This window comes from Methylocystis sp. SB2 (assembly GCF_049817085.1).
Taxonomy (GTDB): Bacteria; Pseudomonadota; Alphaproteobacteria; order Rhizobiales; family Beijerinckiaceae; genus Methylocystis; species Methylocystis rosea.
Map to the genome: position 1 here is coordinate 635,150 of NZ_CP187401.1, position 24,673 is coordinate 659,822.

General features: G+C 57.2%; 29 protein-coding genes and 1 pseudogene. 19 read left to right on the forward strand and 11 right to left on the reverse strand.

Annotated elements, in window-relative coordinates:
- The first annotated feature begins 117 nt into the window (after positions 1-117).
- Positions 118-414 (forward strand): hypothetical protein, encoded by a 297-nt coding sequence (locus ACPS74_RS03250; RefSeq protein ID WP_157055300.1) that lies wholly within the window; start codon positions 118-120, stop codon positions 412-414.
- A 53-nt stretch (positions 415-467) separates the two neighbouring features.
- Entirely contained in the window at positions 468-1,481 is a 1,014-nt protein-coding gene (locus tag ACPS74_RS03255) for a radical SAM protein (RefSeq protein ID WP_083481418.1), read from the forward strand.
- 241 nt (positions 1,482-1,722) lie between these two features.
- On the opposite strand, the gene ACPS74_RS03260 is transcribed toward ACPS74_RS03255, so the two are convergent.
- Together ACPS74_RS03260 and ACPS74_RS03265 are read right to left on the reverse strand one after the other, a co-directional pair.
- Positions 1,723-2,046 carry a hypothetical protein gene (locus ACPS74_RS03260; protein ID WP_029651890.1) on the reverse strand — a complete coding sequence of 108 codons (324 nt, stop codon included), beginning with the start codon at positions 2,044-2,046 and terminating at the stop codon, positions 1,723-1,725.
- A 248-nt stretch (positions 2,047-2,294) separates the two neighbouring features.
- A complete protein-coding gene (locus ACPS74_RS03265) occupies positions 2,295-2,591 on the reverse strand; it encodes a hypothetical protein (RefSeq protein WP_029651888.1) in 297 nt (98 codons plus the stop codon).
- 316 nt (positions 2,592-2,907) lie between these two features.
- Between ACPS74_RS03265 and ACPS74_RS03270 the strand changes: the two genes are divergently transcribed.
- On the forward strand, positions 2,908-4,005 hold the full coding sequence (locus ACPS74_RS03270; RefSeq protein ID WP_029651887.1) for an L-dopachrome tautomerase-related protein: 1,098 nt from the start codon (positions 2,908-2,910) through the stop codon (positions 4,003-4,005).
- A 61-nt stretch (positions 4,006-4,066) separates the two neighbouring features.
- On the opposite strand, the gene ACPS74_RS03275 is transcribed toward ACPS74_RS03270, so the two are convergent.
- Positions 4,067-4,990, reverse strand: a complete 924-nt coding sequence (locus ACPS74_RS03275) for a LysR family transcriptional regulator (RefSeq protein WP_029651886.1) — start codon at positions 4,988-4,990, stop codon at positions 4,067-4,069.
- Positions 4,991-5,190: 200 nt separating this feature from the next.
- Here ACPS74_RS03275 and amoA point away from each other — a divergent pair, with 200 nt between their 5' ends.
- The 7 genes from amoA (at position 5,191) to ACPS74_RS03310 (ending at position 10,974) form a co-directional block, all read left to right on the forward strand.
- Positions 5,191-5,943 carry a bacterial ammonia monooxygenase, subunit AmoA gene (gene amoA, locus ACPS74_RS03280; RefSeq protein WP_029651885.1) on the forward strand — a complete coding sequence of 251 codons (753 nt, stop codon included), beginning with the start codon at positions 5,191-5,193 and terminating at the stop codon, positions 5,941-5,943.
- Between the two features lie 15 nt (positions 5,944-5,958).
- A complete protein-coding gene (amoB, locus tag ACPS74_RS03285) occupies positions 5,959-7,194 on the forward strand; it encodes a bacterial ammonia monooxygenase, subunit AmoB (RefSeq protein WP_029651884.1) in 1,236 nt (411 codons plus the stop codon).
- 68 nt (positions 7,195-7,262) lie between these two features.
- Positions 7,263-8,039, forward strand: a complete 777-nt coding sequence (gene amoC / locus ACPS74_RS03290) for a bacterial ammonia monooxygenase, subunit AmoC (protein ID WP_029651883.1) — start codon at positions 7,263-7,265, stop codon at positions 8,037-8,039.
- A gap of 116 nt (positions 8,040-8,155) precedes the next feature.
- A complete protein-coding gene (locus ACPS74_RS03295) occupies positions 8,156-8,542 on the forward strand; it encodes a tautomerase family protein (protein WP_029651882.1) in 387 nt (128 codons plus the stop codon).
- A 53-nt stretch (positions 8,543-8,595) separates the two neighbouring features.
- On the forward strand, positions 8,596-9,642 hold the full coding sequence (locus ACPS74_RS03300) for an enolase C-terminal domain-like protein (RefSeq protein WP_239754416.1): 1,047 nt from the start codon (positions 8,596-8,598) through the stop codon (positions 9,640-9,642).
- 524 nt (positions 9,643-10,166) lie between these two features.
- Complete coding sequence (locus ACPS74_RS03305) at positions 10,167-10,733, forward strand: hypothetical protein (RefSeq protein ID WP_029651880.1); 567 nt, start codon at positions 10,167-10,169, stop codon at positions 10,731-10,733.
- Positions 10,711-10,974: a hypothetical protein gene (locus tag ACPS74_RS03310; protein WP_029651879.1), complete on the forward strand. Its 264-nt coding sequence runs from the start codon at positions 10,711-10,713 to the stop codon at positions 10,972-10,974. Before ACPS74_RS03305 ends, ACPS74_RS03310 begins: the two co-directional genes overlap by 23 nt.
- A gap of 93 nt (positions 10,975-11,067) precedes the next feature.
- Here ACPS74_RS03310 and ACPS74_RS03315 read toward each other — a convergent pair whose 3' ends face one another.
- Positions 11,068-11,382: a ComEA family DNA-binding protein gene (locus ACPS74_RS03315; protein ID WP_029651878.1), complete on the reverse strand. Its 315-nt coding sequence runs from the start codon at positions 11,380-11,382 to the stop codon at positions 11,068-11,070.
- Positions 11,383-11,935: 553 nt separating this feature from the next.
- Here ACPS74_RS03315 and ACPS74_RS03320 point away from each other — a divergent pair.
- Together ACPS74_RS03320 and ACPS74_RS03325 are read left to right on the forward strand one after the other, a co-directional pair.
- Positions 11,936-12,163 (forward strand): invasion associated locus B family protein, encoded by a 228-nt coding sequence (locus tag ACPS74_RS03320; RefSeq protein WP_029651877.1) that lies wholly within the window; start codon positions 11,936-11,938, stop codon positions 12,161-12,163.
- A 783-nt stretch (positions 12,164-12,946) separates the two neighbouring features.
- Complete coding sequence (locus ACPS74_RS03325; RefSeq protein WP_157055298.1) at positions 12,947-13,159, forward strand: hypothetical protein; 213 nt, start codon at positions 12,947-12,949, stop codon at positions 13,157-13,159.
- Between the two features lie 368 nt (positions 13,160-13,527).
- Here the strand turns inward: ACPS74_RS03325 and ACPS74_RS03330 are convergent, their stop codons facing one another.
- Positions 13,528-13,989, reverse strand: coding sequence for an ABC transporter permease (locus ACPS74_RS03330; protein ID WP_239754414.1), 462 nt, complete (start codon positions 13,987-13,989; stop codon positions 13,528-13,530).
- Between the two features lie 154 nt (positions 13,990-14,143).
- Between ACPS74_RS03330 and ACPS74_RS03335 the strand changes: the two genes are divergently transcribed.
- A complete protein-coding gene (locus ACPS74_RS03335; protein WP_109026458.1) occupies positions 14,144-14,443 on the forward strand; it encodes a putative quinol monooxygenase in 300 nt (99 codons plus the stop codon).
- A 709-nt stretch (positions 14,444-15,152) separates the two neighbouring features.
- Here ACPS74_RS03335 and ACPS74_RS03340 read toward each other — a convergent pair.
- The 3 genes from ACPS74_RS03340 to ACPS74_RS03350 all read right to left on the reverse strand — a co-directional run bounded on the left by ACPS74_RS03340 (position 15,153) and on the right by ACPS74_RS03350 (position 16,499).
- Positions 15,153-15,335, reverse strand: coding sequence for a hypothetical protein (locus ACPS74_RS03340; RefSeq protein WP_157055256.1), 183 nt, complete (start codon positions 15,333-15,335; stop codon positions 15,153-15,155).
- Positions 15,336-15,446: 111 nt separating this feature from the next.
- The gene (locus ACPS74_RS03345; RefSeq protein ID WP_029650641.1) at positions 15,447-15,644 is read right to left on the reverse strand and encodes a hypothetical protein; all 198 of its coding nucleotides are present in this window, start codon (positions 15,642-15,644) and stop codon (positions 15,447-15,449) included.
- A gap of 429 nt (positions 15,645-16,073) precedes the next feature.
- Positions 16,074-16,499 (reverse strand): universal stress protein, encoded by a 426-nt coding sequence (locus tag ACPS74_RS03350; RefSeq protein ID WP_029650646.1) that lies wholly within the window; start codon positions 16,497-16,499, stop codon positions 16,074-16,076.
- Positions 16,500-16,875: 376 nt separating this feature from the next.
- Here ACPS74_RS03350 and ACPS74_RS03355 point away from each other — a divergent pair, with 376 nt between their 5' ends.
- The 3 genes from ACPS74_RS03355 to ACPS74_RS03365 all read left to right on the forward strand — a co-directional run bounded on the left by ACPS74_RS03355 (position 16,876) and on the right by ACPS74_RS03365 (position 18,055).
- Entirely contained in the window at positions 16,876-17,145 is a 270-nt protein-coding gene (locus ACPS74_RS03355) for a PRC-barrel domain-containing protein (protein ID WP_239754412.1), read from the forward strand.
- A 154-nt stretch (positions 17,146-17,299) separates the two neighbouring features.
- On the forward strand, positions 17,300-17,608 hold the full coding sequence (locus tag ACPS74_RS03360) for a hypothetical protein (protein ID WP_029650647.1): 309 nt from the start codon (positions 17,300-17,302) through the stop codon (positions 17,606-17,608).
- A gap of 216 nt (positions 17,609-17,824) precedes the next feature.
- The gene (locus ACPS74_RS03365) at positions 17,825-18,055 is read left to right on the forward strand and encodes a hypothetical protein (RefSeq protein WP_029650648.1); all 231 of its coding nucleotides are present in this window, start codon (positions 17,825-17,827) and stop codon (positions 18,053-18,055) included.
- On the opposite strand, the gene ACPS74_RS03370 is transcribed toward ACPS74_RS03365, so the two are convergent.
- Entirely contained in the window at positions 18,052-18,390 is a 339-nt protein-coding gene (locus ACPS74_RS03370; protein WP_029650650.1) for a hypothetical protein, read from the reverse strand. The two genes, ACPS74_RS03365 and ACPS74_RS03370, sit on opposite strands and share 4 nt — an antisense overlap.
- 192 nt (positions 18,391-18,582) lie before the next feature.
- The gene (locus ACPS74_RS03375) at positions 18,583-18,777 is read right to left on the reverse strand and encodes a hypothetical protein (RefSeq protein ID WP_029650652.1); all 195 of its coding nucleotides are present in this window, start codon (positions 18,775-18,777) and stop codon (positions 18,583-18,585) included.
- Between the two features lie 462 nt (positions 18,778-19,239).
- On the opposite strand from ACPS74_RS03375, the gene ACPS74_RS03380 reads away from it, so the two are divergent.
- Positions 19,240-19,776: an SOS response-associated peptidase gene (locus ACPS74_RS03380; protein ID WP_239754404.1), complete on the forward strand. Its 537-nt coding sequence runs from the start codon at positions 19,240-19,242 to the stop codon at positions 19,774-19,776.
- Between the two features lie 1,169 nt (positions 19,777-20,945).
- Positions 20,946-21,209, forward strand: a pseudogene (locus tag ACPS74_RS03385) (transposase); the annotation flags it as partial.
- 658 nt (positions 21,210-21,867) lie between these two features.
- Here ACPS74_RS03385 and ACPS74_RS03390 read toward each other — a convergent pair.
- Entirely contained in the window at positions 21,868-22,179 is a 312-nt protein-coding gene (locus tag ACPS74_RS03390) for a hypothetical protein (protein ID WP_162231975.1), read from the reverse strand.
- 906 nt (positions 22,180-23,085) lie between these two features.
- Between ACPS74_RS03390 and ACPS74_RS03395 the strand changes: the two genes are divergently transcribed.
- Positions 23,086-24,621 carry a site-specific DNA-methyltransferase gene (locus ACPS74_RS03395; RefSeq protein ID WP_202968007.1) on the forward strand — a complete coding sequence of 512 codons (1,536 nt, stop codon included), beginning with the start codon at positions 23,086-23,088 and terminating at the stop codon, positions 24,619-24,621.
- The last annotated feature ends 52 nt before the right edge of the window (positions 24,622-24,673 follow it).

A 24,673-nucleotide genomic window follows, 5' to 3' on the forward strand; every position in this document is an offset into this window, starting at 1 on the left:
CAAACTTCATCCTCTAGGGAACCTTCTGGACGCATTCGCCGTTGCCATTCGGATTTAGCTGAATGATCATTCGCAGCGTCCGATGTTCGAAAGGCTCGGACTTTAGGGGAGTGCCTCATGAACGCCGATATTAGCGCCCTATTTGGCAAACGCGACGAAGCTGTACGCAAGCAAGATGCCGATCTATTTCTCTCGACCCAACTCTCAGAAATAGGTTTCGCTTCAAGCGATGGGTACCTGTCAACTAAAGACATGACAACAGAAGTGCTGCATGTCTACGAATCACCTGACGGAAACGCTGTAGCGTTCGTCAGAGAGACTTATAAGCCAAAAGATAAACGTGAGCGATCGGCATTTGTGATTTATTTTCTCAATGATACTCGTAGTGGCTGGAAAATATACAGGACCAGATAGCAAGCGAAGGTCTTAAAGTAACCTTTCTAAATTATACCACTCAGGAGTATGCTATGCACCTGCCCGCGACGACGATCCCAGACGAATGCGCGAGTGCCGACAAAGCCCCGCAATTCGCACCGCCGACAGTCAAGTTTGTGTCGTTGGAACTCACCAATAGGTGCAATCTCAAATGCGTCCACTGTTACACAGAATCGACCCCTGAGAGCGGCGCTGATGATTTAATGTCGGCCGACGATTATGAGTCAGTTATGCTCCAAGCATTTTCGCTTGGTTGCAGGGTCTTGCAGTTCATAGGGGGAGAAGCGCAGCTCAGTCCCGATTTCTATCGCTTGCTGAAGAAGGCCAAGTCGATCGGCTTCGAATATATCGAGGTTTTTACAAATCTCACGCGACTTCCCGAGGAAGTCCTAAACTTTGCCGCGGAGAATGACATCAAGTTCGCGACTTCCGTTTACTCTGATGATTCTCAAATCCATGATTCTGTTACGCGAGTTCGGTCCAGCCACACTCGCACTGTCAAGAACCTAAAACGTCTCACGGACAAGGGCGTCGAGTCGCGCGCAGCGATCATAAAATTTGAGCAAAGCGAGGCGGCCGTTGAGCATACCCGGACGTTTTTGAAGGATCTCGGCGTCAAATCTGTGCGTGCGTCCCAGGTTCGCGAGTTCGGCCGAGGGGAAGACATTGTGGGCGGGAAAGCCCACATGGCAGCTCTGTGCGGGCACTGCTGGGACTCCAAGCTTTGCGTGGCGCCCAACGGAGCCGTCTACCCATGCGTTATGGCCAGGCAGTGGCCCGTGGGAAATATTTTCGAGTCATCACTGGCCGAAATCATTGAGAGCAGGGCGCTAAGGGATACGCGTGAGAAAATTTACGATGAGGCATGGAAGCCAAGAATTAGTCCTACGCTTTGTGGGCCATGCCCTCAAAGCTGCGATCCTTCGATGACCTCCTGCCAGCCGAATGAAACGATGTGCGAGCCGTTCACCTGCCCGCAATCATGTGATCCTCTCGGGTATGCGCAGAACCGAGACTCAGGCGAAGCCAGCAGCAGCGACTTATAAGGTCCGGCGGCGCCGTCCGTTGAGATGCAGACGGCGCCGACTTTGTGGGGGACGACGCTTAGGCCCTCATCCGAACGGAGCAAGCGTCGAAAAGGCGCGCATGCTACTGAGCGGATAAGACAGCCACTCACAGTTCAAACCGCCTCAGCCGGGACGAACAGCGGCGCTCGCAAGAGCGACGAGCCGGCGCTGAGCAGGCCCAACACATCCAGATCGCGCGCGTTGTCATTCGCCGCAGTGATCAGAACCGACCAAACATCGTGCCGGGGTCGCGCGAGTCGATCGGGATGCCCTGAGCATGCCGCTCCATCGCTTCGATCGCCACGATCTGGATCGGGTGAAAGTGATCAACGTTGAGCAGCAGCTGAAATGCGCGATCGTCGATCTTCGCGAACGCTTGCTCCAATACTTCAATGTCGATGCCCGCGTCTTCGATCTGACGCCGGTTGACGCCGCGAGTTTCAAGCACGCGCAAGATGCTCGCGAGAATTCCTTTCGGCTTCGACGTGCTGGCGAAGGCTTTTGTCTCGCCGCCAACAAATCGAACGTAACCACGATTTTCCATCACTCGTTTCCTTCCTTCAACCGCGCTGCTAGCGCTCAATGTTTACCAAACTCGACGACGCGATCTCTTCCTGCGCATCGCTTCGCGCTCTTTGTCCTCGGTAGGCAAATTTCGCCGCCGCCAGTTGCGATCGACGTGTTCCTGCCAGATTTCCGAATAGCTCGGCAGTGGCGTGAGCCCGTAGATCGGGACGACGCGCTCGCATGGCGCCCAACGCGGAGGGCGATAGGGCGGCGCGTCGTCCGTCATCAGCTGAGGTCGCCAAAGTGCGAGACGATGGGACCGTTGTGTGACGCTGCGCTGAATTCGGGGATTGCCGTCGGCTGCTCCATGACGCAAATCGCAGCGTGGCTGGCGTTCAAGAGGCGCCGAAGGTTGGCCGCGTTCGCGCCGCCGAGCGCCGTTGCGAGCGCATCCCAATCCGCTTGAACGAGACCGGCGCGCGACAGTAGCTGCGCGTGGGTTTGGTTTCGTTGAGCCGCACGCTTGTCGATCGCTGAGAGAATGCCTGTCGGCGCTGCGACGGTTGCAAGAATATTCGCCATCTATTTCTCTCTACTTCGCTGCGCGATCTGTTCTTTCAGCGCCGCGTTCTGATCGCGGCTAAAATGCAAAGCGGCGATGACTCTAGGCGCGGCAAATCGGCTCAGCAGACCGTTCAAGTGGAAGATTAGAGCCAACGTCAGAGCCAAGTCGACCGGCGCGCCGGTCACCTGTGGACACGGAACCGAAGATCAAGGGCGCACGCTTTCCGTATGCTTTCTATCGAAGCCACTAATGACGCCATGAGCAAGCATCATGCGCCGGGGAGCGTTCGACAGGATAGAATCCGTCGGCGTCCAAAGCCGTCCCGGAGATCTCATGCGAACGAGCCTAATCCTCCTGTCAATGCTGACCGTTTTTGTGAGCCGAGCGGAAGCCGCGCAGCAGCCCAATTACGAAATCATCGCAAGGCTCGCGCAAGCGCCCGGCAACGTCACGGTCACTGGGAGCGGCAGAATTATCATGAGCCAACATCAGTTCTACGAGCCGAATTACTCGGTCGTTGAGCATCGCGACGACGGCTCGCTCGCGCCCTTTCCGAACAAAGAATTCAATGACCGGCTGAGCCATTCGGAACTAAAGTTGGATTCTGTTCTGGGCATTCGGAGCGACGCCAACGGCGTTGTCTGGATGCTCGATAATGGCATGCGCAGCGGAGTCACGCCAAAACTTGTCGGCTGGGATACGAAGGCCGATAAGTTGCACCGCGTTATCTATTTGCCGCCGCCTATCGCTCCCAAAGATGCGTTCGTCAACGATTTTACCGTCGACGGCAAGCACAACAAGATCTTCATCGCCGATCCCGCGGGTGGAGCAAATGCAGCGTTCATCGTGGTGGATTTGCAAACGGGCGCCGCGCGTCGCGTGTTGGAAGGCCACTCCAGCGTTGTGCCCGAGAAAATCGATCTCGTCATCGATGGGCACCCCATTCAGGCGAAAGACTCCGCCGGCCATCTCGTGCGACCCCATATCGGCGTCAACCCGATCACTGAAGATCTGCAGAACGAATGGGTGTATTTTGGTCCTATGCACGGAACGAGCCTTTACCGCATAAAGGCCGCTGATTTGGCCAATGAAGCTCTCGGTGAAGCGGAGCTTGGCGCGCGGGTTGAGCGCTATAGCGCCAAGCCCATCTGCGACGGCATCAGCATCGACAGGGACAATAACATCTACCTCGGCGATCTTGCCGAAAATGCGATCGGGGTGATCAAGGGGGATCGCAGTTATCAGCGGCTCGCACAAGACGAAGAGTTGTCCTGGGTCGACTCGCTGAGTTTTGGGCCGGGGGGCAAGCTCTATGCCGTCGTCAATCGCTTGCACAAATCCGCTGTTCTAAACGGCGGAGAGTCATTGTCGAAGCCGCCGTATTTCCTCATCGAGGTCAAAGCGATGGCCCCCGGCCTCGCGGGCAGATGAGGCTTTGGCCTGCGTCGAAACAGGACCGGCAAAAGGCAAAGGCGCCGTCAAAGTCAGATAGCTAAACACGTAGGTTCCGGGAAACTTCGACGATTTGATCACGCAACCAACGATGGGCTGGGTCGAGATCATGGAGCGGGTGCCAGACCATGACGAGGTCATAGGCCGGCAATTCGATCGGGATGGACACAATTTTCAGCGGGGCAAGGCCGATAAAGTCAATGGCGATCCGCTCCGGCAGGGACAAGATCATATCGGTCTTCGCCACAATGAAGGGGGCCGAGAGGAAGTGAGGCACGATCAACGCGATGCGGCGCGCCAGCCCTCGCTCGGCGAGCCACTCGTCGATTAGTCCAACACGTGTGCCGGTACGAGAGATCAGCATGTGCTTGCGCAAGACATATTCCTCAAGCGTTAGCCGACCGCTTTTGCCGATCATATGCTGCATGCCGACGACGCAGGCCATCCGGTCGTCAAAAAGCTTCGTTCTGCTCAAATAGCCCGGCGGCTTTAGTATCGCATCGAAGCCCAGCACGACATCGAGATCATTGTGCTCAAGGTCCGCTTCTGGAAATGGCGACTCGGTTCTCTTGACATGGATGTCGATGCCCGGCGCGCCCAACGCAATGCGCTCGATGAGCGGAGGAAGCACCAGCAGGTCCATGTAGTCAGTTGCGGCGATCACAAACCGCCGCCTGCTTTGTGCAGGAACGAATTCTTCCGGCGCACGGATCAGGCGCTTGATGTCGCGTAGCAGGGCCTTCACCGGGTCGACCAGCGACAGCGCGCGCTCTGTCGGCTTCATGCCTCCCGGGGTCTTGACCAGTAGTGGATCGTCCAACTGTTGTCTGAGCCGCTGCAAGGTATGGCTCATCGCCGACTGCGTAACGAACAGGCGTTCGGCGGCGCGCGAGACGTTCTTCTCCTCCATGAGGAGATCGAACGCCACGAGCAGGTTGAGATCAAAATTGTGCAGCTCAGTCACGGCATTTCCTCACTAGGCTCTCTCCGCACGCGGCAAATGCGTCGACGGTGATTTTTATTCATAGGGCTATCAAAACTCGCCATTTCACGCGGCGCCTTGCGCTCCCTAGGCTTGCCGAGAGTTGCGCAATCTCGTCGTTCGCCATTCTGGCCGCCGTTCGGGAAGGAGTCGCAAGCGAGCTAACCTTCGTGGAGGACCGCATGACTGGCAAATCCCTGGATATTCCAGCACGGCCATATACAGGGGAAAAGGCGAGACTCAGCCGCGCCTATGATTATCTGATCCTGGTGCTCGCGTTATTCCTTTTCATTGGCTCTTTCCACTTGCACGTTGCGCTGACTGTCGGCGACTGGGACTTCTGGCAAGACTGGAAGGATCGGCAATGGTGGCCGCTCATCACTCCCCTGATGATGATCACCTTCCCCGCGGCGGTACAGGCCGTGCTTTGGCCAAACTTCAGGTTGCCGCTTGGAGCGACGCTTTGCATCTCATGCTTGCTGATCGGCACATGGATCACGCGCTTCTTCGCCTATCACATGTGGAACTTTTTCCCGATAAACGAAGTCTTGCCAGCCACGATGTTGCCGAGCGCCCTCGTCCTCGACGCAATTTTGATGTTGAGCAACAGTCTGACTGTCACCAGCATCTTTGGCGGCATGGCTTTCGCACTGCTTTTCTACCCGACCAATTGGCCGATTTTCGGCATGTTTCATGTGCCGGTGGAGTATGGCGGCGCACAGCTCACCGTGGCCGACCTCTTCGGCTTTCAATACATCCGCGCGGGGACGCCTGAATATCTTCGCATCATCGAGCGTGGAACGCTGCGAACCTACGGCCAATATGCAACGCCGTTGTCGGCGTTTTGTTCGGCGCTGCTGTGCACCCTGATGTATCCGCTCTGGTGGTATCTGGGAAAAGCATTTGCGACGACAAAATACGTCAAGAATATCTGAGGGAGAGAAAACGAGATGAAAAAGTCACTCAAGACTCTCTTCAGCGCCGCTTGCCTCGGATTATGCGCCGGAGCACTTGCTCCCGAAGCCGCGCTCGCCCATGGCGAAAAGGCCCTGGAGCCTTTCGTCCGCATGCGTACGATCCAATGGTACGATGTGGCGTGGTCGAAGGCGAAGCTCAATGTCAATGAAGAGGTTGTCATCACCGGTAAGTTCCACGTCAACGCGGACTGGCCGCGCGGGGTGGTGCAACCGGACGCGACCTATCTGAATGTCTCCGCTCCGGGGCCAGTCTTCATTCGGACCGAGCGTTACCTCAACGGACAATCGTCCGTCAGCTCCTCCGCTTTGAAACTCGGCGGCGACTATGAGTTCAAGATTGTGATGAAGGCCAGGATTCCTGGTCGCTTTCATCTTCATCCTTTCGTCAATCTGCATGATGCGGGCTCCGTCGTGGGCCCGGGCCAATGGATGGAAGTCGAGGGCGATGCCTCCGCATTCACTAACCAGATCAAGACGCTTGATGGCAGCGTGATCGACATGGAGACATACGGGCTCGCGAATGGCGTCGCCTGGCACGGCTTCTGGATCGCGCTCGGTTCGGCGTGGCTACTGTGGTGGGTCAGGCGTCCGCTGTTTATTCCACGCTATAAATTGCTGCATGCCGGCCAAGAGACGAGCCTTATCTCCCCGCTCGACCGGAAGATTGGCGCGGCGATCATCTTCGCAGTTCCGATGATCGTATTCGGCGCGAACTTCGTAACGGATCTAAAATATCCAAACGCCATCCCTCTGCAAGCCGCAATGGATCAGATCGATCCGCTTCCGCCCGCCGTCGACGTCGGAGCGGTGCAGGTCAAGATTCAGCGCGCCGAATACAATGTGCCTGCTCGAGCAATGATCATGACCGCGCTGCTTCATAACGGCTCCGACCATCCCGTCCGGGTTGGCGAGTTCGCGACCGCGAATGTGCGCTTCCTTAACCCCGCGGTTGTCCAGCCGCCACAGGACGAGGGCGCCGCTTTGGCTGCACGCGAAGGGCTGAGCATCGACACGGCCGATCCCATTGCGCCGGGCGAGACGAGAACAATCCGCATCACGGCCGAGGATTCGCTTTGGCAGCGGGAGAGGCTCGATGGCCTGATCCGCGACGCGGATACGCGGATGGGAGGCTTACTCTTCCTCTATGACAACGCGGGCCGACGCTATGTCTCCAGCGTGTCCGCTCCGGTTATCCCGAAATTCTACTGACGTTCGCGCGCCCGGGCAAAGAACGTGGCGCGCGCGAAAAAAAATTCAGGCCAACCAAAGGAGCGGCCATGAGCACCACCGCGCAAACCATCTCCCAATCCACCTCGCAAGCGCCTTTCAATCTGCCCTGGTATCTGAGAGACCTACCGAAATATCTCCTGACCTTCGCCGTGATGACCGTCATCTACGTCGGCTTTAGGATGTATCAGGGCGCTTATGCTATTTCGACCGGCCTAGATTCTTCCGATCCCGCGTTCGACGTTCATTGGATGCGATTGCTCTACCTCGAAGGCGCGTTTCTGTTGATCGTGTTTCCGACGCTGTGGGGCTATCTTTGGTTCACCCGCGACCGAAACCTCGACAAGATTACGCCAAAGGAGGAGATTACGCGCTACTTCACGCTGACGATGTGGATCAGCATCTACACATTCGCGGTTTATTGGGCCGGCAGCTATTTTGCGGAGCAGGACAATTCCTGGCATCAGGTTTCCGTCCGCGACACGCCTTTCACCGCCAACCACATCATTGAGTTCTACTTCAACTTTCCCTTCTACATCCTCATGGGCGGCTCGGCGTGGTTGTACGCGAGGACGCGCCTGCCGCTTTACGCCAATGCGATTTCTCTCCCTCTGACGCTTGCGGTCGTCGGTCCGTTCATGATCTTCGTTAGCGTAGGATTTAACGAGTGGGGCCACACCTTCTGGTTTCGCGAGGAGTTCTTCGCAGCGCCGATTCATTGGGGCTTCGTCACGGGCGTTTGGTTTGCCCTTGGCGTCGGCGGAATTTTGCTGCAACAGGTGATGCGTCTCATTCAACTGCTGGACCAGATCGAGGACGCGGCCTGACAAGCGCGCCTGCGGCGCGCGCGTGCGTCCCGACGAACCTCGGGGCGCCCGTTCCAAGAAGCGATCCCGCATTGAAGCGTGCGCTCGATTCGCATCGCCGAAATAGGAGAGATCAAATGCCGCTCGTGCGTATCGATCTCATCGAAGGCAAACCCCTCGAATATTGTCGCGGCATCGGCGATGTCGTCTATCACGCGATGATCGAGGTCTTGAAGGTTCCCAAGGACGACCGCTTCCAGGTGATCGCCGAACATCCACAACACGCCCTCATTGCCGACGAGAATTACCTTGGAATCAAACGCACGCAGGACTGCGTGTTCATCCAGATCACGCTCAATGCAGGTCGGTCGGTCGAGCAGAAGAAATCTTTTTATCGAGCGGTGGCAAAAGAACTTCATTCCCGCCTGGGACTTCGCGTTGAGGACGTCTTCATCAGCCTCGTCGAGGTTCCTAGGGACAACTGGTCGTTCGGGAACGGCGAAGCGCAATACGCTGATATGTGAGTCTTGGAATGACAATTGGCCGACTGACAATCAAAAGCATCAGGGCGCGGCCCTTGATCCTCAAATTGGAACGCCCGATCGTCGCCAGAATAGCGACGATCTCCGACTGGCCCGTGATCCTCATCGATCTGTTCACAAACGAAGGAATCGTTGGGCGAAGCTACCTTGAACCGTACACGGCAAAGGCGATGAAATACATCGTTGCCGCCTTGGAGGACTTTGGCGAACTTCTCGTGGGTCATGCCGTCGCGCCGACCGAGATATTCGAGCTGACCCGCAAGTCTCTCCATTTCGTTGGCTATCAGGGATTGAGCATGATCGCCGTTTCGGGCCTCGATATGGCGGCGTGGGACGCCTTGGCGAAGGCCGCGACTCTACCCTTGTGCGTGCTCCTCGGCGGAACAGTTGGGCCGGTGAAGGCATATAACAGCAACGGTCTTTGGCTGAGCGATCCAGCGCAGTTAGGCGAGGAAGCAGCGAGACTCATCCAAGAAGGAGGATTCGCCGGACTGAAAATCCGGCTAGGCCGCGCAACCGCAGATCAGGATTTGCGCGCGATCGAGGCGGTGCGCGCTGCAGGTGGCCCCGATGTTCATTTGATGGCGGATTTTAATCAAGGGCTCGATCTTGCTGAAGCGCTCGTGAGATGCCAATCGGTCGACAGCTTGGGCCTGGATTGGATCGAGGAACCCATCGTTTACGACAATCTGGATGGATATGCGCGCCTCGCTTCGCAACTGAAAACGCCGTTGCAGATAGGAGAAAATTTCTACGGTCATCGGGATCTGCACCGTGCGCTTCAAATGAAGGCGTGCGACCTCGTAATGCCAGACTTCATGAGGATCGGCGGCGTAACCGGCTGGCTAAAATCGGCAGCCATTGCGGCGGCGTTCGGGGCGCCCATTTCTACGCACCTCTATCCAGAGGTCGGCGCCCACGTTATGCGGGTTTCAGAAACGTCGCATTGGCTTGAGTGGCAGAATTGGGTCAATCCAATCCTGAAGCAGCCCTATGAGGTCGTAGACGGCATGTTGCATATACCCGCTGTCGCCGGAACAGGCCTTGATTGGGATGAAGCTGCTATTGGAGTCAGGGACTAACTGCTTGTGCGGCGCACGCTCCGTTCAAACAGCCTGGATGCGAGCCCACAATACTATGAACGCTGTCCGAGTTGAAAAGGGGCGGAATCGGCGCGCCGGTCGGGCAGCCGGAAAATTTTCCGCGCAGGAGCGCGCCCTGTCATCGCGCCACTGCAAAGCAATATTGCCCATCTTTATCGACCGTGGCGCCAATAAAATCAAAGACTTGTGATCGATAGAGCAGCTAATTCAACTTCTGTGCCCAACATTTGCCCGATAAGCGTCGGCGAACAGCAGCGGACTTTGGTAAGCTTCGACCGTGTACCCTGCCCCTCCCACGATCGCCGACGTTCACGCCGGGCGCGTCGCCGGCGCAGCCTCTAGCTCTTCGCCAGAGCACCTCTAGCACTTGGCCTTGTCGAAAGCGCCAAGCGGGGGCATGCTGATATTTGATACGACGGCCACACGGCGAATGCCCGCTCAGATGGGCAAGGGCGCGCAGAGGCCGGCTTCGATTCAGAGCATTGAGTTTCGGGAGGAACGCCATGGAATCGAATGAAACGACTGCGCTCGAACAGCCTCGCGAATTTACCGAAGTCGTAGGCCTGTTCGACTCGCTTGATAAGCTGCAGTCCGCCATTGACCATTTGATGACTCACGGATTCGACAGATCCGAAATCAGCCTGCTCACCGAAGACGCGAAGACGCGCGAAAAGATTGGATCGAAACGCTCGGTCGAAATCGAGGACAGCGATATTCCTCGCATTTCCTACATCGAAGCCGAGTCGCTTAATGAAGGCAAAGCTGCGCTCATCGGCCTGCTCTTCTACGTCGGCGCCATTGCTGGCGCGATCGCCGTTTGGACTATCTACGGCAGTTTTGCCGAGGCGATCTTTGCGGGCATTGGCGCTGGCATGGCCGCCAGCGTGATTGGCCTGGGCATCGGCGCATTCATTCGACGTCGTCAGCGCAATTGGGTGCAGGCGCAATTAGCGCGCGGCGGGCTGTTGCTGTGGGCGCGAACCCGGACCGAAGAACATGAACGCGCCGCCATGTACGCCATGCAAAACAATGGAGGCCACGACGTGCATGTTCATAGGATGGCCGTATAGGCCTAACGATCCAACTGAACGCTCTGGCCGTGTCCTCATCGCAGATTATGAACGCATTACGCCGATAAAGCTCGTCGAATGTCCCTTTGAAGTCCGCGTCGACAAGGTTTTGCACGACCGGTTCTATGACGTCCGCGACGCTGTTGCAGTCGCCCAGCAGGTCAAAGAGACGAATCGAGTGGCCAATGTCGTGGTCACAGACGCGCGGACCAATAAATTGGTGATCAAGGTCGAGGGCTGAGCAAATTTTCCCGATGTGGGGCTCGCGGCGGCGCACAAAAAAGCCCGGCCATCGCTGACCGGGCTCGGAGGCGTCTTATGCTGCGCAAGTTGATCAGCGAACGATGAAATGGTCCTTGACCTCACTGAAGACATCCACGGAAAGAATCTTCTTCGTTGCGAGGTCGTCCACGCTCTTGAAGGGACGCCCCTTCACGATCGCCTCGGCGAGGTGCTTGTTGAGACCGTTAACCATCGTAAGCTGGTCGAGAGTGGCGGAATTGAGGTCGAGCCGCTGCGACTCGGTTGCCGTTTTCGCGATAGGCGCCTGGGCAACGCTCGGCGCGACACGCTTCATTGCGGACGTCGTCTCGGCCAGAGCGGGCGCGGAAACGATCAAAGCAGCGGCAAGAAGAGCAATGCGGGTCATGGATAACTCCTGGGCTTGGCCCGTGTCGAGACCTCGTCTCGATCCACGCCCGCAATGTCACCCAGAGCGGCTGAACCGTTGCTGAGGGCGCCGTTCATTGCTCATTTAACGAAAGGAGAATTTGGGAAGCGCCCAGCAAAAGTTGCGAAGCCCGTGAATTTGACCGCACGGTCCACAGGGGAGCGCCCGCGTGCTTCGTCTTTATCGACCTGCCGAAGAGCCGGCGTTTCGTTTGCCGGAATGCGGCGCTAGGGAGGTTCAGGTCCTGCCGGATTGACCGTCGTATCGGACAAGCGATTGTTAGCGCGACGCTTGGGTGCGCAGGCTGCGCATGTGAATAACAAGGCTCTCCACTGCAATGCAGTAGAAGGTCATTGTTTAGTGTTCTCGCCTGTCTGCCGTTCGCTCATTTTTTAGCGGGCGCCGCGCTAGCGCAGCCGCCTGAAACATCAAAATTTGGCGCTTGGGAAACGCAGTGCTCGCCGTCAACAACTAACGTCAAGGCGCGTTGGTCCAAAAGGCGATGTCGGAGGAATAGCCGAATGTCGGCTTAATGGTGGCTATCAAAAAAACGCCGGGCATGCCCAACGGAGAGATTCAATTTTTCGCGCCGCCGGGAACTCTCTTGCTAGAAGGCGTGGGGATCAAAGTCGACGAGACTGAATTTTCGAAGCTACAATTCTTCAGATGCACGCAGATTACCTGTGCTGCTGAGGGCCCGATCAGCAACGACCTGATGAGCAAGATGCTCAACGACAAAAATTTGCTAATAACAATCTAGGTCAATCCCGGCGAGGGACTTCGCCACATATTCGCTCTTGATGGCTTCAAAGACGGCTACAATGCGCTGCGAGAGTGAAAGTCGAAGGCATGTGCGATCGCTTCACTCAGCATCTGTGCCGCCGTATCGGGCGCACCGCAAGCGTCAACCCGACGTCGACCGGACGCGCTGCATTCGGTCCGGGGGAAGTAGACGCAGCACCGCGGCGATCTACCTTTTCAGCGTAGACTTGAAATTACGGGAGGAAAAAATGAGCAGGAGTTTGAAGACCGCTTTGTTCGTGGCTCTTTGCGGAGCATTTTTCATTGCAGCGACTACGTCAGTTTCGGCGGGACCTATGCGTCCCTCGCTCCCGCCGGAAGATTTTGGGTCGACGTCTTTCGTCCAGAAGGCCGGCAGAATTAGGCCAGGCGCAGCAGTCCACCCACCTGAGGGCAAGCGGTGCATAAAATGGACTCGGCGTTTTAGCTCGACCCACGGCTTGGGCCAGCGCCGCTGCGTGCACTGGAAATAGCGATAGTCGACTCGGGACGACCATCGCCGGTCGCGCCAGCGATTGGATGCCGCGCTTTCGCTCGAATGCCGGTGATCCTAGATTGGCGCGACGCTGGAGCTTGGATGGCGGGCAACACGATGATCTGAGCCTGAACAACAAGGCGGTCGGAGTCTGCTTAGCGCCATCGGAAGTGCGCGAATTCCTTATTGCCACAGGGATCAAAGCGGAAGAGGATGTGTCGCCACTTTTTTGAAATTGTTGGTCAAGAAGCACGAGGGAGGATATCGATGACTCGCTATAAAATTCTGGGACTCGTGATTAGCGTGTCGTTGCTTTTCGGTTATGAGCCGATGGCTGATGCTGCCCCTGTGACGGTTCCATCGAGCGCCGTGATTTCCAATTCCGACGGCCTTGTTGTTCAGGCTGTGATTGCCGGTGGCGTCTGGCGCAGGTCCGCCCGTCGGCAGACGCGCCGTGTTATCCGCCGTCATGGCTACTAAACGGCCGCACGCATTGGATCTCACAGGATCACGCGCGGGCACAGTCGGCATTGGCGCCTGCGCCTGGTTCACCAAGCGGGTTCGGCTTCAAAGCGCCGCCAGAGTGAGCGCGTAATGAAATGGCCTTAGCGGGCCGCCTCAAACGCAGTCCGCTTCCGCCGCTCTGACGAGCGTGGCCATGAACCCCCGTCGGCTCCGTCCGGCGAAAGCCGGGCGGAGTTTTCTTTTTGGAGCTAAGGCGCGAACGGAGACGATCCAAGCCGCCGCAGACTCGTCAATCGCCACTTTGGCGCCGACGCTTAGCTGTCGCGCAGACAAATCGCGAGAGCGTTGACGGCGGCCGCTAAGCCTACATGAGCGACGACGACTTATTCTGACGGAACGTTCAATTTGGCGGGAAGCTGCGCCCGGATCACAGCCACGATGCGCTCAATCGCGGCCTCTGCGTCGTCTCCGCGCCGCTCTGATGCGGCATACTCTGCCGTCTTGGCGGCAAGTTGTGACCGCAGGAGCTCAAGCTCGTTGTCCGCCTGTTCGGCGGCGGCCAACATTTGCTCGATTTGTGCCTCGGCCAAGCGCAGCATCGTCTCGGCGCGTTCGGCGCGCAGCTCTGCGCGGCCCAGCTCTTCCTTCACCGCATCGGCGACTTCACGAGCGCGCATCAGCGCTTGAGCTGCCTGCTCATCGAATGCTTTGATCGCCGCCGCCGTTTCCGACACAAGATTCAGCGCGGCGGTGACATCGTAGCTCTCAAGGGCAGGCTGATGAGCCGCGCCCTCGCCTCCGCGGACGGGTTCGCCCGTCGCTTGGTTTAAATCGGGCGCATTCATTGACGCCTCCGGCCGTCGTCTGTTTAGGCTTTTCGAGTATCGACAGACTATTGGTTCCCTGATGGTTGCGCGACCCAAGAATCAACCGTCGTGCAAAATGCCTCGAAAGGTGCAAACTGACCGCCCGGAGGCCATAGTTCCCAAGGAGGTCGCAATGGTAAAGTTTGGCATCTTGGCGACGCTGGAAGCGAAGATCGGCAAGGAGCACGAGGTTGCGGCGTTCTTGAAATCGGCGCTGCCGCTCGTGGAAGCAGAGCCGGGCACAGTCTCGTGGTTCGCGATCCGAGTGTCATCCACCACTTTCGGCATTTTTGACGTCTTCCATGACGAAGTTGGCAGAGACGCTCATCTTGCGGGGGAGGTCGCAAAGGCGCTCATGGCAAAGGCGCCGGAGCTTTTCTCGCTGCCGCCGAAAATCGAGAAAGTTGACGTGCTGGCGTCAAAGCTGGGCTGATCGCAAAAAAACGCCCGTCGTTACATCCACGGTCGGGTCAGTGCCCAAGCAAGAGCATCATGCCGCCCAAAATCTCGGCGACGACAATGGATGCGATCACAGCGTTCGCAATCGGTGCGCGGATCATGCGCGAATTTGTGCGCGCAGGCGCACCGAATTTCAATTAGGCACGTCGTCGCAAGGACACTCGACGCTCAGTTAAGGCTCGTGGTCCGCAATCCATTGCTTCAGGATTGGCGTTTGTTGCGCGAGCGTTCGGCAATCGAATTCGCCGGAGTCTGCGGCCACTCGGCCTTCGGGACAGTCCGACTTTAAGCGAACGACTAGGACCGTGAATTTTCGCCTGCCGGCTCCTATGAGGACGATGACGGCAACGAGATCAAAATTGAAACCTGACCGTCACCGCTTCTCACTCAAGCCAGGAACAAGCCCTGCTTAGCGCCCTCCGCTTCTTTGGTCGGCTGCGCGGCTACCACAGCTTGAACCATCACGGGCCGTCTGCCACGAATGATCGAAGATTCCAGCAACGGAAGCGGTTGTCGATGCAATGAGACAATCCAGAAGTATCGCAATCTTTTTCATTGGATAGCTCCTTATGAATGCGGGAGAGGCTCCCGCACAAATCCAGTGTCCGATGAGTCTTGACGCGCAAGCGGCGGCGGAACTCTAGCAGCCCGGCATTAAGAGCGCCTGCCTCCTAATTCAAATTTCAGGAAAACTCTTGTGCGACAGCCGCATCCTCTGCAATTTCCTCAGGCTCGTTCTGCCCCTCGCCTTCCCCGGCGACAGCAAGCACAGCCCGCATCAGCGCAGTTCCGTCGAGGCTTATCCCGCGATCGGCGGCCATTCTATTGGCGGCGCGAAAGGCCTCGTCGATTAAATCCTGATGCATACGGGCTCCTTCCACGTTTTTCTCAGGTCTCGCCCTCGGATCGAAGCCTGATTGCAGACGCCTTTGGTCAATTAAGGCGTTATGAGCCGAATTGAACCGACAATAGGGCGGCTAATTCGAATTTCCGTCATCCAAATTCCATAGCCGATCCAGCAGGATTTTCAGATCGGCGTGGCAGCGTTCGATATGCTCTCGAATGACGACTCGGTCATCATGCGTCAGAGTATCCAGCCTGATGTTGAACCACTCGCGCCGGATAGTCTCACGCAGCGATTCTATTCCTCGTATTAGCTTCTCAGTTTCGGTCATCGTATGGGTCCTTGCGGCGCTCGGCCTGCCACGCTTGCCTCGACGCTATCTGGCCGGCGTCGCCTCTCTAGCGACTCCTGTCAACTACTTGTCCGCGTTTCAGAGCCGCGGGGTTTTTAGGGTTCATCCGCTGGCTTCGAGCCTCGCCCGTCGTCAGCTTTCCGCGCCTCTTCGATCCGGCGCGCAAGCTGCTTCTTTAGAACGGAACCTTGGATCTGACGCCCGTCGTATCCTTCGCGGTCAAGGCGTGCGACGATATCGCCGACCCTTCTGCAATCTCCGGAGCGAGCAAGTTCGAACGCTCGCTCAATTGTTGTCTTGTCGGCATCCATGGCGGTTATGGCTACCTAGCGCCGTTGTATGGGCGTCGATCGGTCATGGCATTGCTCGCCCTTTGTTGCGGTTGGGCTATCCTGCACCCCGTAGCTGCTACTGCCGCACGACGAGCACTGAGCATTTTGCGTGGTATACGATGGCGCCGGCGTTCGAGCCAATGAGAAACCGATCCATTCCTGGGCGGTGGGAGCCTACGACGACGACTTCTGCGCCCCACTCCTCGGCCTCCGCCAGAACCTTCTGATAGACGGGACCGAACAACACAACAGTCGAGATTCGGCCGGTCGGATGAGCAATGCTAGCCGCTAAGGCCGCGATCTCCTTCTCAAGGCCTTGCTGAATATCCTTTTCGAAATTTCCCTTGACGTAGTCGAGGAAGGCGATGGGAATCAGCGTCTGCACATTGACCAGCCTGAGTTCGCTATTGAAAGCCTTGGCGAGCGCCGCTGCTTTGTCGATCGCCTGCTTGGTCATCTCAGATTCAGTGAGATCGATCGCAGCAAGAATCTTTTTGAACATCTTCGCCTCCTTGGCTCACCCTTTTAGGAAGTAAGATGCGGAGCTTTAGTGCCGAGGCAACGGTCTCTTACGCACATCTTTGCGAGCATCGTGCTCTCGGCTGTTCGAAGGCGGCGGTCCAGGAACATTGCAAGGGTCATGCGTTTACGGTGTGAATGGCGCCGCTGGCCTTTGCCTTTGATACGAGGCGCCCGATCCGTCTCAAAGAGCGTGAGAAGGAGTGTTGCTGGAAGGCGGCGGGCGGCGTCCTACGCATAGGAGAGCGCAATGGCGACTGCAGCCTCAAATCCGAAAATCAACCTGATATCGAGCCAGCACATCGATGGCGCGGCCGTTTACGACAAGAGTGGCAAGGAAATCGGCAAGATCGAATTTCATGATTGATATGGAATCGGGCCGAGTTCTTTACGCGGTCGTCGAATTTTGCGGCTTCATGTGCCTGCATCCCGGCCATCATCCATTGCCTTGGACATCGCTGAAATACGACAGAGACTGTCGTGGATACTTCGCGGATGTCACCCAGGACTTGGTCGAGAGTGCGCCGGACTACACGGACGAAAGCTGGATGGATCGTGAGTGGGAGACTCGCGTGCATCAGCATTATAGCGCTCGGCCTTATTGGCAAGAAATCGGCGGGCAGCAATAATGGGCTTGACGGGAGACCATCGTTAGCCACCTTGCGCACAGCCGGGAAAGCCGCGGGCTTTTTTTCAGCCGTAACGCCCGGCCTGTCTCGTTCTCATCGGCCGCCCTACATCTCTCTGGTTTGGCGAGAGCAGCGGGTTGAACGGGAGATTGTCATGTCCGGAACGATCATAAATCTCATCATCCAAATTGTGGCAGGAGCCATTGGCGGAAACGCGGCTGGCGGATTTCTAAAGAACTTGGACCTCAGCCCTCTCGCTAAGACGATCACGGGCGCCGCTGGAGGCGGCATTGGTGGAACGATCCTTCAGGGTTTGATCCCCGCGCTCAGCAATGCGGCCAGCACCGGCGGACTCGATATCGGCGTAATGCTTGGCAACTTGGCTGGCGGTGGCATCACCGGCGCAATCGTCACCGCGGCCTACGGCCTCATAAAGAATGCACTAATCAAGAAAACGGTCTGATTACCAGCCGCGGTGCCGTTGACGGCGCGCCGAAAGGGAATCATAGGCTTGGGATCTCGTGACTTGGGGGCCGGAGCAGCGGCTCATTTATTGCGCTCCTTCTTTCGCAAACTCGCCGTCTTTTGAGGAGGTCCTTCTTCGCGAAAATTTAAGACGCCAAATGTTTCTTCGGAACAAATCCGCCACGGAGCCGTTGGCACCGAGGGCGGATATTTCATGGCAGACACAAAGCCGGACGAATGGCGAGTCGCGGCGGCTCGCGAGCTTGACGGCGCGGCGCGCGCCGCACTCGAAAAAATCGGGCAGCAGCTGCAATTCAAGCTCGCGAAGATTGTTTCTGAGCCGTTGCCGCCAAGGCTTCAATACCTGGTGAGCGAATTGGAGCAAAAGCTTGATCAGGACCATCCTGCCAGCGCGGAAGAACCCATCGTCAATCGCTCTCTCTAAACGTAGCCAACATAAAAACACGACGTCATAACTGCGGCAATCGCTTCTGCACCGGCGTCTTCAGCCAGGGGCGGCGGCGCGCGATCGGCGACGAGGTCGCATTCGAAAACAAAATAGCCGTCCGAATCGCCCTTTGTGGCGAACGTCGAGAATGAATAGGCTCGGCTATTCTCGCCGAGTTTTGCATCTAATATGCGGGCAGCGACTGTAGCCAGTTCCGCGACATTGCCATTGCCGCAGGCTGACGCATAAGCCCATTCGAGGGAATGGGCGGCTAAGGTCGCGGTGTCGCCGCGGATGCAATTCTTTGTGTCAATAAGAACGAGACGCGTCATCCCACGCACCTCTGACCAACTAAGAAACCCCTCTCAATAGCGTGGAACCTAGCATACGGCGTCCGGAGACGCCAGAAAGCCTACAATATGAAGAAGGCGGCCTTGCCCTTCGAAGCAAAGCCGCCTTGCGAGTCGCAGAGTAGAGTGAAACGGAAGGTTCTACCTAGCCACGTGGGGCGGTCCCCCTCTTGGTCAAGCTTCGATCTCCTGCGATGCAATCCTCAGCGCAATTTGCCGCAGAAGCTGCTCCATTGCGGCTGGCAGAGGCTCGGCGGCGACGCCAGCGAAGATCGCTCGCAAGTAGTCAGATATCGTCGCGACCTTCGTAGTGCCGGGCAAGCGCTGCCCCCCGTTCATTTTGACCATCAACACAATCAGATCCTCCACTTTCGATGATCTAATTCTTGACGGGCGCTAACCGTTCCCAATCTACGAACGGGCTGCCCGCGCCTTTTCGACGCGGTCCGCTTGGGTTCTAAAGAAAACTGCTCCACGGGTGGCAGGACCGAAGGCTCGAAGTCCCGCCGCCCGATCTAGACAGCCGGCGTCAGAGTGTTGCCGATTACGAGGACGTCAATCCAAAAACAGACTCCTCTAAGGCCATAAAAAAGCGGCCCAACGCTATCGAAAGCGCTGAGCCGCAAAAGTAGGACAGGTGGCTTACGATATCGGGTCTACGTATGCTCCGAGCTCAATGTGCGACGCTTCACCTCCATCTCTCTTGGGATGAGTTTTGTCGGCTCGCCGACCTGATCGGTCAGCCGCGCAACTTGCGCCGCGCTACAAGATCGCGCCTACAACGCAGATCGAAGTCATTCGGCCTGCGGCGGCGGCAATGAGCTTGCGCCGATGCGCTGGGGACTTTTGCCATCATGGTGGAAAAAACCGCTGAGCGAGCTCCCCTCGACGTTCAACGCTCGAGCTGAGAAGGTCGGTGAGAAGCCGATGTTTCGTTCAGCGCTCAAATCGCGCCGCTCCGTTATTCCGGCGTCGGGCTTCTATGAATGGACGGGCAAAGCCGGCTCCAAGACGCCCCACAATTTCAGCGCGCCAAGCTGCGCGCCGCTGGCGTTCGCCGGGCTTTGGGAGACATGGCGCGATCCTGAGAGCGACGCTCGGGTCGACTCGGCGACGATCATTGTCGGTCCGGCGAACGAATGGATGTCGCGCTTTCACGATCGTATGCCGGTCATTATCGATTGGAATGATACGAACGCTTGGCTGGCCGGCGGCGATCCCGGTCCGTTACTGCGCGCTCCGCCCGAGGATGCATTGCAGGAGTGGATCGTATCTCCTCGGGTGAACCGCTCGGGCGTCGGCGACAACGATGAGGCGTTGATTGAGCAGATCGCAGCGCCACAATTCGTTGAAGCGATTCAATCGTGAGCCAGGATGGGGAGTTAGGGTCTCCGATGCGCAAGAGTCAATGGTAAAGAGTGCACGTACTCGACACCGAGGCGCGCGATAATGTCGTCCACTGTGCCGGTCACACATTTTTGGAAATGTGAGTCAGCTGTGCCTATGTAGTCCATTCTGACTAAACTTTGAACGCACCGTTCGCCGCCCAAAAGACAAGCATGAACCAGCGGTGGAATACTATCCACGTCGCAGCAAACGAGGCTCCGCCACTCCTTTTCGAGCCGCCGCCGCGCTAAAGCTGGTAATGCTGCAACAACCTCATTTCTAAAACGAACTCTTAGATTGTTGGCGGCAGCGTCAAAGCATTCGACAGCTGCCCGCGAAAGTGCAACTCGCGAATGCGCAGTTGGCGTTTGTCTCATCGTTACCTCCAAGCACCTGCATCACGTCAGCGCGTCCCATATTTTCCGCGTTCATGTAGGGCTCTATCGCAACAATGTGTTTCGATCTTGTTTCTGCATGATTGCCGCCAAGAGTGGGCTTCGCGCCCCTCCTGAAATGAGAAAAAAATGACGTGAGCCTCTCTGCTGCGCGAAGCCTCCCAACTCGATAGCGTCCCGCCTACAACCCGCTTCGACGATCATCGCGCTGCGCGCGCTCGAGCCTTTGAGACCTGGAACGAGATCACAAACACCCGCCTCGCCGCATGACGCCAGCCAATCTCGAATGCCCCTTCGTTGCGCGATTGCTCCCGTTAGGTTGACGATGCCGTCGATGCATTGAAGAAATCGACGGCATTATCGGTCGCATCGGCCTCGAGGCAGGTCCTTTGGCGACCGGCTTTTCCGCGGGCCGAATGCGGGCTTCCCGTCGTCTGCGTTGAAGTCCGCCAGAAGAATGCCTTCGCAAAAGCCTCGCCCATCAAGACGGACAGGCGGGACGAGCGACTGATTGCGCATAAAATCGACGCTTGCAACACCAAATGGCCGCCGCATAAACTTATCGTCAGATGGTCCGCGGCCACCGTCAAATCGCGCCGCCAACTGTCTCAAATTATTCGACGCCCGACCCGGTGCTGTCAACACAGCGAACCCGGAGTGCATCAATGCGATCATGCCGCCAGCTTAGGCTCAGGACCCATAAAGATTCCCAACAGCGGGCGTTCATGATTCATGGCTTCCGAAAGGAGGCGGCTCATGATTCGCGATTTTTTTTGGCTGACCGATACTCAGTTCGCACGGCTGGAACCGCTTCTGCCGACCGACACACGAGGCAAGCCTCGAGTCGATGATCGAAGAGTGATCAGCGGGATCGTGCATGTGCTCAAATCGGGCGGGCGCTGGATTGATGCGCCTGACGCCTATGGCCCGCGCAAGACGCTTTACAATCGCTTCGTGCGCTGGTCGGCGAAAGGCGTGTGGGTCGATATCTTCCATGCACTGGCTTCTGCGGGATATCCGTGGCAGGAGCGGACACAATGAGTTGATCTGTTATATTTCATGGGAGCAATTGGAAGCGCGATGTTCGAAATTTCAAAGCCATCCGACGCTGTAAGACTCCTCCACTGGAATAAGGAGCTCCCAACAGCCAGCGCAGCAGATCCGTTGGGACTGAATTTGCGAGTTTCGGCTAGACTTGCTGCTGAGCTGTTCCACTGCATTACCTCGATCACCCCGCGCGCACGCTACTATTCGTTCTTCCCGTGGGCGTTTCAGGATTACGCAGATCACGAGCACGCGAAAAGCGGCGATCGGGGCCGCGTCGAGGGCGCTCTCAATCGTGAAAAAGCGATGGTGCTCGGAGCTGTGCTGCACCATGAGGGCGCAGCATGTGTCGGCGGTTCGCTGGGTGGGTCCGAGAAAGCGGTAGATCAGGCGAAAAGAAATCTCTCGACTTACGAGCTTGCCAGCTGGCGGCACCTCAAAGCGGCCGAAGGCCAGTTTGGAGCAGCGTACAAGGCATCATTGATCAATTTAGGCGTGTTCAAAACCGATGTCGGCGAGGTAGATGACGAGGCGGAAGTCGACACCGGAGACCTTGCAGAAGAAATACAATCGATTGAGGTGATGGAGCTTAGCCCGTTGGGAAGGCGGCTAGCGGCAGCATTCAACGATGCTGTTAAAGGCTCGGAATACGTGGCCCAACACTTCCGTCATAGCCGCGCCCGCGTAGCTCCTCTAACAGCCGCTGCGTCGAGCGGCGTTCCCGCCTCGGCAGCTTCGCTTCCTTCTTCAAAAATTCCGTCAGAACCTCGACCCATGCGCCGAGCTTGGGCGCCGGCTGAACCTCCAGCGCGTAATTGAACTCCGTCTTGCCGCCCCGAATGACCTTGCGCACCGTCGCGCGCCACACAGAAAGCGTGCGCACGATCTTTTTGATCGTCCGCTCCTGCTCGAAATAGGCGCGCCTTATCTCGCCGATCTTGTCCACGCCAATCATCCCCTTCGGACCTTCCCGGCCATCAAAGGCCGAAAGGAAGGACGCTGACAAAACGTCGGTAAGGGGTCGCTATTGGACGTGAAAATCGCCCGTCAGGGGGCCACTATTGCAAGCGAATTGAGACTTATGCCGCTTCCTGCCCATCTCAAATCCTCCTCCGCGTCGCTCGTCAGGCCGGCGCGAAAAAGAAAGGTGAAACGCTCAAGCTGAACGGCCGTCAGCCCCGGGCGAGTTGCCCTGGTGGGCTGAAGACTTCACAGACCGTCGCAAGATCACTGATCGAGAACTCTTTGCCTAAAGTCGGCGCGTTTTTGAGCGCGCTCGCATCATTCACGCCCTTTGAATGCCCCTACAAGCTTGGCGACTGTCGCCTCCGAAATCCAGCTTCGAAAACGCAGGAAGCCGTCTTCACAAGGCTGGAGAATTTTTCGGCGCAATCCAATAGGGAATCAATGTGACACGCGGGATCGGTGGCTGCCCAACACGGAGCGAACCGAATTTTCACTCCCGCAGCCTCCGACCTTATGGCTCCCGGGGGCCAAATAGGGCCCTTCGTGGGCTCTATGGGGCTGTTTGTAATTGTTCCCGAGACGGATTGATCGGCGAGCTTCAGAATCGCTATTGTGCGATCGATCCATGAGATGCTCAGCCGAGTTTGCATGCGGTGGTTTCCAACGCTGAGCAAATACCCGGCTATCCGCCCATATGCATTCGCTGGCGACCCACGGATAGAATTTCCCCGGCTTCAATATTGGTTTTCACGAAGGGAGTTGACGCGGCAAATTTGCGAGATACATTGCTGTCATCGCCTATGGGCAGCGCCTTTCGGAGCAGCACAGGCGGAAGCCCCGTCGTGTGAAACGCGGCGGATTTCCGTGACCTTGCTCCGAGGACCGCATGATGAGCGAGCCCAACTTCCGTACTTTTCTATCGAAATCGCAGACGGCGCCCGCCGTCAATTCAGCTTCGCGTAACTACGACGGTTGTACGCCACAACTGACTGGGCAGCAGATCCAACTCGCACCCGAACTAGCCCTTAAGGTCTCGTACGTCGACCCGGTCGATCTCCGTGTATATGCGAAAAATCCGCGGTCGCATTCCGCCAATCAAATCAATCGAATCGCCGAATGCATCAAAGCTTTCGGCTTTGTCAGCCCCCTTCTCGTTGACACCGAAGGCAAGTTGATCGCTGGCCACGGACGGTTGGCGGCCGCAAAACTTCTAAAGCTTCCGCAAATCCCAGTAATTCTAGTCGATCATCTGGATGAGGCGCAAAAACGTGCTCTCCGAATCGCGGACAATCGCCTCGCGGAATTGTCAGGCTGGGATGAAAAAATCCTGGCCATCGAATTCTCGAGCCTAATCGAAATCGACGCGGAATGCGCGCTGAATTTCGAACCGGAGGTGACCGGATTTTCATTCGCCGAAATCGATCAATTGATCGAGTCGACGAAGAGCGGCGAAACGCCCGATCCGGACGATATCTTCGAAATGGAGCCTCCTGACGCTCCAGTTTCGCGACCCGGAGATCTCTGGTTGCTCGGCAAGCACCGCTTGATTTGCGGCGACGCGCGCGATGAGAAAGTTTACGAACGCGCTACAAACGGCGCTTTGGCGCAATTGGCGATTTGCGATCCGCCCTACAACGTCAAAATCGCCGGCCATGTGAGTGGACTTGGCAAGATCGTCCACCCAGAATTCGCAATGGCTTCAGGCGAGATGACCGAGGCGGAGTTCACGGACTTCCTCACGGAATTTCTGCGAACGACGTCAGCCTCTCTCCTCCCTGGCGCGATCCTCCATGTCTTCATGGACTGGCGCCACCAGCGTGAAATCCTCGACGCGGCCCGAGCGACTAGCCTCTCTTTATTAAACGTGTGCGTCTGGAACAAAGGCTCGGGCGGAATGGGCAGTTTATACCGCTCCCAACATGAGCTCGTGTTTGTATTGAAAAAAAGTGGCGCGCCGCACAAAAATCGCGTCGAGCTCGGCCGACACGGTCGATGCCGAACCAACGTCTGGAATTACCACGGACTCGCGGGATTCGGACGCGATCGGCAACAACAGCTTGCTGACCATCCGACCGTAAAAAATTGCGCGATGATCGCTGATGCGATCCGCGACGTTTCGGATCGCAACGACCTCGTCATTGATCCATTCTCTGGATCGGGAACGACGATTATTGCCGCCGCTAAGATCGGGCGACGCGCCTGCGCCATCGAGTTAGAACCCAAATATGTGGACGTTGCCATTCGTCGTTGGGAAGAATGGTCCGGCGAGCGGGCGCGCCATGCAGACAGCGGGCTCTCCTTCGCCGAAGAAGCCTCTCGTCGCACAAATGCTCGCGATGAAGGCCCCAATCGCGTCGCTGTAGGCGATAGCGCGACGCCGCCAAGACCTGTGCGACCCCGCAAGCGCCTTCCCTCTGCTTGACGGTGGCGATCATGGCGAAGCCGAAGAATCCTCCGAAAGGCGGAGAGTACAG

Bases quoted from the DNA above. Each gene is read 5' to 3' on its own strand.
- ACPS74_RS03255 (WP_083481418.1), top strand. From the start codon at position 468: ATGCACCTGCCCGCGACGACGATCCCAGACGAATGCGCGAGTGCCGAC.
- ACPS74_RS03295 (WP_029651882.1), top strand. From the start codon at position 8,156: ATGCCGCTCGTGCGTATCGATCTCATCGAAGGCAAACCCCTCGAATAT.
- ACPS74_RS03355 (WP_239754412.1), top strand. From the start codon at position 16,876: ATGATTGATATGGAATCGGGCCGAGTTCTTTACGCGGTCGTCGAATTT.
- ACPS74_RS03345 (WP_029650641.1), bottom strand. From the start codon at position 15,644: ATGACCGAAACTGAGAAGCTAATACGAGGAATAGAATCGCTGCGTGAG.
- amoB (WP_029651884.1), top strand. From the start codon at position 5,959: ATGAAAAAGTCACTCAAGACTCTCTTCAGCGCCGCTTGCCTCGGATTA.
- ACPS74_RS03265 (WP_029651888.1), bottom strand. From the start codon at position 2,591: ATGGCGAATATTCTTGCAACCGTCGCAGCGCCGACAGGCATTCTCTCA.
- ACPS74_RS03325 (WP_157055298.1), top strand. From the start codon at position 12,947: ATGACTCGCTATAAAATTCTGGGACTCGTGATTAGCGTGTCGTTGCTT.
- ACPS74_RS03395 (WP_202968007.1), top strand. From the start codon at position 23,086: ATGATGAGCGAGCCCAACTTCCGTACTTTTCTATCGAAATCGCAGACG.
- ACPS74_RS03320 (WP_029651877.1), top strand. From the start codon at position 11,936: ATGGTGGCTATCAAAAAAACGCCGGGCATGCCCAACGGAGAGATTCAA.
- ACPS74_RS03270 (WP_029651887.1), top strand. From the start codon at position 2,908: ATGCGAACGAGCCTAATCCTCCTGTCAATGCTGACCGTTTTTGTGAGC.
- ACPS74_RS03365 (WP_029650648.1), top strand. From the start codon at position 17,825: ATGGCAGACACAAAGCCGGACGAATGGCGAGTCGCGGCGGCTCGCGAG.
- ACPS74_RS03315 (WP_029651878.1), bottom strand. From the start codon at position 11,382: ATGACCCGCATTGCTCTTCTTGCCGCTGCTTTGATCGTTTCCGCGCCC.
- ACPS74_RS03310 (WP_029651879.1), top strand. From the start codon at position 10,711: ATGTTCATAGGATGGCCGTATAGGCCTAACGATCCAACTGAACGCTCT.
- ACPS74_RS03380 (WP_239754404.1), top strand. From the start codon at position 19,240: ATGCGCTGGGGACTTTTGCCATCATGGTGGAAAAAACCGCTGAGCGAG.
- ACPS74_RS03370 (WP_029650650.1), bottom strand. From the start codon at position 18,390: ATGACGCGTCTCGTTCTTATTGACACAAAGAATTGCATCCGCGGCGAC.
- ACPS74_RS03335 (WP_109026458.1), top strand. From the start codon at position 14,144: ATGGTAAAGTTTGGCATCTTGGCGACGCTGGAAGCGAAGATCGGCAAG.
- ACPS74_RS03350 (WP_029650646.1), bottom strand. From the start codon at position 16,499: ATGTTCAAAAAGATTCTTGCTGCGATCGATCTCACTGAATCTGAGATG.
- ACPS74_RS03330 (WP_239754414.1), bottom strand. From the start codon at position 13,989: ATGAATGCGCCCGATTTAAACCAAGCGACGGGCGAACCCGTCCGCGGA.
- ACPS74_RS03260 (WP_029651890.1), bottom strand. From the start codon at position 2,046: ATGGAAAATCGTGGTTACGTTCGATTTGTTGGCGGCGAGACAAAAGCC.
- amoC (WP_029651883.1), top strand. From the start codon at position 7,263: ATGAGCACCACCGCGCAAACCATCTCCCAATCCACCTCGCAAGCGCCT.
- ACPS74_RS03340 (WP_157055256.1), bottom strand. From the start codon at position 15,335: ATGCATCAGGATTTAATCGACGAGGCCTTTCGCGCCGCCAATAGAATG.
- ACPS74_RS03360 (WP_029650647.1), top strand. From the start codon at position 17,300: ATGTCCGGAACGATCATAAATCTCATCATCCAAATTGTGGCAGGAGCC.
- ACPS74_RS03305 (WP_029651880.1), top strand. From the start codon at position 10,167: ATGGAATCGAATGAAACGACTGCGCTCGAACAGCCTCGCGAATTTACC.
- amoA (WP_029651885.1), top strand. From the start codon at position 5,191: ATGACTGGCAAATCCCTGGATATTCCAGCACGGCCATATACAGGGGAA.
- ACPS74_RS03250 (WP_157055300.1), top strand. From the start codon at position 118: ATGAACGCCGATATTAGCGCCCTATTTGGCAAACGCGACGAAGCTGTA.